Source organism: Microcystis sp. T1-4 (assembly GCF_000297435.1).
Taxonomy (GTDB): domain Bacteria; phylum Cyanobacteriota; class Cyanobacteriia; order Cyanobacteriales; family Microcystaceae; genus Microcystis.
This window is the reverse complement of the sequence record NZ_CAIP01000177.1, coordinates 26,284-32,652: the sequence shown is the minus strand read 5'-3', so window position 1 is coordinate 32,652 and position 6,369 is coordinate 26,284. Positions and strand designations below refer to the sequence as shown.

Genomic DNA, 6,369 nt, shown 5'->3' with positions numbered 1-6,369 from the left:
CGAGGATGTCAAAGGGACTAAATCCTTAGAGAACTACCCAAGATGATAACAGATGGACTCCACAAGCATAATCAATGCTCAAGCCCGGGATGACTCGATAGTGGTTCACGTTGAAAAAGCTCCCAATTCCATATCTTCGTTAGAAAGGCTTTGCTGCCATTTTAATTCACTTTCAATATCTTCTAGCAATTGATAATTCATAATTCATAATTCATAATTCATACTCCTTTTTCTATTGCGCTAATATTCTGACTAGCTCTGCTTTCTTCATCTTGCTTAAACCAACGATTCCTTTTTCTTTGGCTAGAGTCTTTAATTCGGAAACAGTCTTGAGTTTGAGAGTTTCTTCTGAAAATTCCTCAATCACTGCATCTTGTTGAGATTCAGGAGTGAGATAAAAGACAGTTTTGAGTAAATCTAATCCCTTCCCTTTTGTAATTCCACACTTGAGGGCAACAATTGAATCTAAACTCTTCCAGAATTGACGGGGAGCTTCATCAATCCTAGCAGTAGCAGTGGCTAATTTAACTGTTTTTAGGGGGCTATTCGGTTGTTCAATTAAGAACTGTAAAGCAGATTTAATTTCTTCTCTTGAAGCTGTTGACAGATTTAGTTTTGGGGTTTCTTCTCTTGCCAAAACTCTGGATATATTCCTAGCATCTTCTGTTCCATCGGCAATAATACACCAAATTCTTTCTAGTCCAGCCCTTTCAGCCACAGCATAAACAAATGAGTTGCCGATAACTTCATAGCGATCCTCTGATAATTCTTTGACGATTACAGGCAGCCAGTTGCGTCCACTTGTCTGCTGTAATAGTTTAGCAGTAGCTTCAATTAAAAAACTATCAGCATCGGTCCCATTAGTAATTTCTATTTCATCTAGGTATAGATACTTCAAAGTACCAATATCGGTATATTCCATCATTGTAAAAAATACTCCTTTGCTAAGTCTTTGTAGTATTCATGAGCGGAACGATTTTTATAAACGGCAGGCACGCGAGCGAAGGCAGCACTGGCTATAATAGCGTATTCTGGCAGGTGATGAATATGTAAATCTTTTTTGGCATTAGTATATCTGGGATAAAAATAGGGTACAAGGTTTTTGTCATTTTCTAGTATTTGATCAATTTCTTTTTGGGCAAGCTGTAACTGTGGTTGAGTAATCTTCTCACCGTTGAAAAAAATTGGTAAGGCTATGGGAGTCCCATCTTTTTTAAAATTTTGCATTTGCGGCAGAAACTCCTTGATGGCAGTGGCTGCATTATTAAGGGAGAATGAATTGTTATGTTTTGTGGGTAAGAGGACAACATCGGCAGCATAAACAGCCAGCTGGCTAGGAAATCGCCAATTGGGAGCGGCATCTATAAAGATGTAATCATATTCATATCTAGCTAAGTCTAATTTTCTATGGAGAGTGAATATTTTCATTTGAGAATTATACTGAAATTCCGGATACTCTGCCATTTTAGGATCAGCAGGAACAACATCGAAAGTAATTTTTAATTTTTTAGTCTGAAAAATGTAGATATAGGGACGAATCACTGATTTTAGATCAATATTGCGGTCAGTTAAAGCCTTTTCTAGTAGGCCATCTTCTGGGTTTATATTTAGGAGAGAGCTAGTTAAATCTCGTTGATTAAAATCAAAGTCTAAAACTAGAACTTTTTTACCTAAAAAAGCAAGAATAGCCGCAAGATTTATGGTTGTGGTGGTTTTGCCTACACCGCCTTTATTATTGTAAACAGTAACCGTTAGTGCTTTGGGAGTATTGTCAATTTTTGTCTTGATCCGAGCTACAGTCTCATCAATGTTCTCAGGAGTTATTGCTATGCAAGTAGTGGCAGGAAAAATGATTTTACCATGTTTTCTAAATAACTGGATGTGTGAACCGTTAGTAATAATTCCCCATTGGGCTGCTTTACACTTAGTCCCTAATAACTGACGCTTTAACTGATTGACAGTTGCCTTATAACCTGGACTATTTTCAGTTAAGTTAGTATATCTATCTTTTAACTCTATCAGCAGAAAAGGATTACTCTTTGTCTGCAAAAAAATATCGTTTTCTAGGTTTCTCCGAGTGGCAAAGTCGGTAATCCCACCGCCTCCCGTGTCGTACTGTGGAATTATCTCCGTGGTTGAAAACCCTAAATATGATATCAGGTAAGGTGCAAAGTTGGTGCTAACGATCGCGTGAGACGCATCTTGAGGCAAATGCTGAAGATAAGATTTGAGACTTGTTACTCTGGGGGTGTTATCTTTCATTTGAGTTCACAAACTATAGACTAAAGTTAATGAATCGCTGTTTTTTTGAGTATAACACTCTATTTCCTCAACCCCTAACCCATTATGGAAAAATTAACTAATCTCGATCGCATTGCTGAAGAAATTTTAGGTTTAATTCCAACAGAAACGGTGATTATAGCCCTATTTGACGGTGATAGTATTGATTATCGCGCGGGTGCGGGTAAAAACAGCCAGGCAATTGTGGGCAAAAGGGGTGATATTGCCACGTCGGGATTGTGTACGGTGGTTTACCGGGATAGTTGTCCGGTGGTGGTGGGACAAACCCGAGGAGATAATCGCATTCGTCAGGATATAGCGGTGGCTTTGGGGATAAAAACGGCTTTAGCTGTGCCAATTAGGGTTAATAATCAGTTATTTGGTGCAGTAATGCTTTTAAATCGTCTCGATGGTCAGGAATTGACCGATCGAGATAGTTTGTTAGTGGAGGAATATCTGAACTCGCTACTCAGAAATGAGGGATAGAAGCGGTTGGGTAATCCAGTTGAATGCTACGGCGATTTGATGGTTAAGGGTGGGCAGACGGTAGAGATAGACTAAGCGACGGGTAAGATGGGCAAGGGGACCGGCTAATTCTAGTCCTAAACCGCTAATGGTAGCTTCATCGACTCCGAGGGTCAACATTTCGCCTAAAGGTTGATAACGGAAGGGTAAAGCCGGTTTATCGTGGAAACTCGCCCAAATATTCCAAGCGCAGTAGTCGGACTGTTGAAGGGCCACTTGGGCCGTGGCAGCGTATGGTTTATCCTCTTGGTCGCGACCATCGGCCGCATCGCCGATCGCGTAGATGCTGGGGTTTTCGACAGTTTGTAAATATTGATTAACTTTTAGTAATTTGCGCTCATTATGTGCTATGGGCAAATTAGCGATCAGTGGAGAGGCGATCGGACTAACGGTCCAGAGAATTAGATCAACGGGGATATTGTCGATCTGTCCTTTGTAGTCAAGGGAGAGGCGATCCGCTTGGATATCGGCGACGGTGGTTTCGAGGTCTAACCAAACCAGACGTTTTTCTAGGGCTTTTTTGGCGGTGTCGCGGTTAAATTGGGTTGAAGGTCCAAGTATATCGCTATTTCTTTCGATCAGACGAATTCTTCCCCTTTCTCCGAGGCGATCGGCCAGCTTACAGGCTAATTCTACGCCGCTATAACCGCCCCCGATAATGGCGACCCGAATTTTATCGCGATCGGATTGTTCTAGGGTTTTAAGTCGATCCCGAAGACGATAGGCATCCTCGAGACTACGAAAAGGGATAGCGTGGGTTCTGGCCCCGGGTAGGAAGTCAAGGGAAGATTGACCACCGAGGGCGATGACGAGGCGGTCATAGCATATATCTTTTTGATTGTCAAGGGTTATTTTATGATTATTAACATCGATCGCCGTGACGGTTCCCTGTTGGAAGTCAACGGGGGTATTAGCGAGCAATTCGCTGAAAGGGGGGGCAATTTCCCAGGATTGCAGTTCTGAGGTGACTAATTCGTAGAGAAGGGGAGAAAATAAAAAGCGATCGCTTTTATCAATTAAGGTAATTTGGGGGGGGTGTTGATCTTGCCAAGGCAATTGACTCAAACGCAAAGCAGTATAGAGTCCACCAAAACCACCACCGAGAATACAAATTTTTGGGCTTGAGTCAGTCATAAGTAGTCGTGCAAAATAAATTTCCTAGTGAAGATAGGCAAGAGGCAATAGGCAAGAGGCAAAAGCTTTATCGAGATGTGTAATTAATTTTGCTTAGGTACTTATCGATCGCTGAGGGTTTTGTTTCTTATTGTGACACTGCCTGCCGTAAAATGGACGGGGAACCTTAACCCCAAATTTTCGGTAAAGCCAGGAAAGAAAAATAGTTTTTAATTATCTACCCAGCCAAATCGCCAGCAAAGCCACAATTGTAGCCAGAAAAAGGATATGATTCATCCAATCATCGAAAGACCAATTTTTAAACATAATTTAGTTCCTTAAAATCGAGGCTTACTGCTCAACAGCTTACCTTAATTTCTAATAGAAGTGCTATCGGGGGCAGCTGGTTGACCGGGGCAATATATTAAGATTAGTTAAGGGCAGTAAAGGGATCGTTAAATCAATCATAAATTGTTATAGTCCATCTCTTCTAGAGCCTAGCATAGAGGGGAATCCTCCTTAATTCCTAGATAATTGCATGAATGGACTACAACAACAGATTATCAGTCTTGATCGGAAAGTCGATCACCTACAGGATATTGTCGAAAGCCTCAGCCGGCAAATTGCTATCCTAGCCGGGGATAAATCGAGTCGTTCTCCGCGAGAATCCCTAGAAATGGTCGGTTTTTCCGAGTTATCCGATAATAGTCTCTACGATCATAAAGATATTCTCCGGGATCACGGTGGCAAACAGGCCCCGGCTGTCAATGGTGATAATTCTTTTGCCGATGAAATCCAAATTCGCCGATTGACGGCACAATTGACGGCGGCTTACAATCGTATTGCCGCCCTCGAAGAGCAATTACTCACCTATCGCATCCATTCCTAGTTAATTTCTGCCCAGAGGATTGGGTAAACTGGGTAAGGTGGGATTGGTAGGTAAATTGGGCAAAGGATTACTATTTTCCAGGGTGGGATTGTTAGCTTCCCCCGCTAGAGTCGCTAAAGCCACGCGATCGCCGCCTACCTGTCGCAGGAGGTCTAAAACCCCCACCACTTCGTTATAACTGGCATTACGGGAGGCATTGAGTACCATCAGTCCATTGGGACTATATTGATGATAATTCTTAATCGCCTCGAACAACTGGGCGCGAGTCACCATCTGTTTTTCGACGTAGAGTTGTCCGAAATCATCGAGACTAACCACCAACATTTCCCGCATCGGGGTGGTGGCGGTACTAGCTTTCGGTAAATCGAGGCTGATGGCCTGTTGGCGAGATAATCCCACTGCACCGAGAATAAAGAAAGTGAGAATACAGAAAATTACATCAATCAGGGGAATGATATTAACCTGCACATCCTCTTGAATGCGGTGTTGCTCATGCCATAATTTCAGGGGACGAGCCGTAATGTGGCTACTTTTGGGCTTTTTGTGGTTAAGAGATTTAGTTTCGGCCATGGGTGATTAGGGAGGAATTTAGCGATCGAGGGGTTTTTCTAGGTTAGCACTGAGGGAGTATTGTTGGTCTTCTCCATCTAGCCAACGTTGACGGTAGATAATTTCTAAATCACTGCCGGCCTTGCGAAAAATTCGGGCTTGATTGAACCAGAGTCCCTGAAAAACACGATAGAAAGCGAGGCTAAAAATAGCGACAATTAAGCCAGTAGCGGTGGAAATTAAAGCTTCACTAATACCTAAAGTTACTCCCGCCGTTGAGGAAGTTCCCAGGTCACTTAATTGAATATTGGCCAAAGAGGTAATTAAACCGAGTACCGTCCCCAATAATCCTAACAGGGGAGAAAGGGCGATGACTGCCTCAAGGATTTTATCACCCCGTTTCATTAGGGATAATTGTTCATCGGCAGCCGATTCGAGGGCAAAGTGAAAAACCTCTGGATCTGGATTTTCTAAGCGCAGGGGAGCGTAGAGATAGCTACCAATGGGATGATTACGGGAATCTCTGGCGACTTTCGTGGCTAGATCCCAGTTACGCATGGCGGATTCCATAATGCGATTTAAAATCTGCCCCTCACTGAGGAGGGTGCGACTCCAAAACCAAATTCGTTCGATAATAGTGCTAAGAGCTAAAATAGACAGAAAAAGCAGCGGCCACATGGCCACTCCGCCTTTTTGGATTAAATCAGTTATATTCACGGGTTTTTTGTTTCCTCCAATACCGAGCGATTCGGGCTTGATTATTTAGTTTAAGATTTAAGTCGATCAATTGACATTTGACATTTATAGTTCTTACGCTGACTTAGAATACAGGATGAGATGGGGCTTTTCAAGAGGCCAGAAGAGGTCAAAAAAAGGCTTTAGGGACTGTCCCGACTCTATTTGAATCTAATTCTGGCCGGAGAAGTCCAAACCAGAGCTATCTAGACCTGGATTCAGTGGCTGGGATTTTGCGCCTATGGTTAGGGATGGGATTCCCAGGCGGTGGCAATGCC

The 6,369-nt window shown here is 42.7% G+C and carries 7 protein-coding genes; 2 read left to right on the top strand and 5 right to left on the bottom strand.

Annotated features, from left to right (window positions below; all coding sequences use genetic code 11):
* Nucleotides 1-232: 232 nt before the first annotated feature.
* Both MICAI_RS11025 and MICAI_RS11020 read right to left on the bottom strand, forming a co-directional pair.
* Entirely contained in the window at nt 233-925 is a 693-nt protein-coding gene (locus tag MICAI_RS11025; protein WP_008201649.1) for a Rho termination factor N-terminal domain-containing protein, read from the bottom strand.
* Nucleotides 922-2,262: an AAA family ATPase gene (locus MICAI_RS11020; RefSeq protein WP_008201647.1), complete on the bottom strand. Its 1,341-nt coding sequence runs from the start codon at nt 2,260-2,262 to the stop codon at nt 922-924. The genes MICAI_RS11025 and MICAI_RS11020 overlap by 4 nt, the downstream gene beginning before the upstream one ends.
* A gap of 84 nt (nt 2,263-2,346) precedes the next feature.
* On the opposite strand from MICAI_RS11020, the gene MICAI_RS11015 reads away from it, so the two are divergent.
* Nucleotides 2,347-2,766, top strand: a complete 420-nt coding sequence (locus tag MICAI_RS11015) for a GAF domain-containing protein (protein WP_008201645.1) — start codon at nt 2,347-2,349, stop codon at nt 2,764-2,766.
* Here the strand turns inward: MICAI_RS11015 and MICAI_RS11010 are convergent.
* Nucleotides 2,746-3,939: an NAD(P)/FAD-dependent oxidoreductase gene (locus MICAI_RS11010; RefSeq protein ID WP_008201642.1), complete on the bottom strand. Its 1,194-nt coding sequence runs from the start codon at nt 3,937-3,939 to the stop codon at nt 2,746-2,748. The genes MICAI_RS11015 and MICAI_RS11010 overlap by 21 nt on opposite strands.
* A gap of 517 nt (nt 3,940-4,456) precedes the next feature.
* Here MICAI_RS11010 and MICAI_RS11005 point away from each other — a divergent pair.
* Nucleotides 4,457-4,807: a hypothetical protein gene (locus tag MICAI_RS11005; protein WP_008201641.1), complete on the top strand. Its 351-nt coding sequence runs from the start codon at nt 4,457-4,459 to the stop codon at nt 4,805-4,807.
* On the opposite strand, the gene MICAI_RS11000 is transcribed toward MICAI_RS11005, so the two are convergent.
* Nucleotides 4,808-5,377: an ExbD/TolR family protein gene (locus MICAI_RS11000; protein WP_008201640.1), complete on the bottom strand. Its 570-nt coding sequence runs from the start codon at nt 5,375-5,377 to the stop codon at nt 4,808-4,810. It abuts the gene before it with no gap.
* A gap of 18 nt (nt 5,378-5,395) precedes the next feature.
* Nucleotides 5,396-6,034 (bottom strand): MotA/TolQ/ExbB proton channel family protein, encoded by a 639-nt coding sequence (locus MICAI_RS10995; protein WP_081504672.1) that lies wholly within the window; start codon nt 6,032-6,034, stop codon nt 5,396-5,398.
* Between the last annotated feature and the right edge of the window lie 335 nt (nt 6,035-6,369).

What these genes read in the sequence shown, in the direction of transcription:
- MICAI_RS11010 (WP_008201642.1), bottom strand. Translation starts at nt 3,939, where the DNA reads ATGACTGACTCAAGCCCAAAAATTTGTATTCTCGGTGGTGGTTTTGGT.
- MICAI_RS11005 (WP_008201641.1), top strand. Translation starts at nt 4,457, where the DNA reads ATGAATGGACTACAACAACAGATTATCAGTCTTGATCGGAAAGTCGAT.
- MICAI_RS10995 (WP_081504672.1), bottom strand. Translation starts at nt 6,034, where the DNA reads ATGTGGCCGCTGCTTTTTCTGTCTATTTTAGCTCTTAGCACTATTATC.
- MICAI_RS11015 (WP_008201645.1), top strand. Translation starts at nt 2,347, where the DNA reads ATGGAAAAATTAACTAATCTCGATCGCATTGCTGAAGAAATTTTAGGT.
- MICAI_RS11000 (WP_008201640.1), bottom strand. Translation starts at nt 5,377, where the DNA reads ATGGCCGAAACTAAATCTCTTAACCACAAAAAGCCCAAAAGTAGCCAC.
- MICAI_RS11025 (WP_008201649.1), bottom strand. Translation starts at nt 925, where the DNA reads ATGATGGAATATACCGATATTGGTACTTTGAAGTATCTATACCTAGAT.
- MICAI_RS11020 (WP_008201647.1), bottom strand. Translation starts at nt 2,262, where the DNA reads ATGAAAGATAACACCCCCAGAGTAACAAGTCTCAAATCTTATCTTCAG.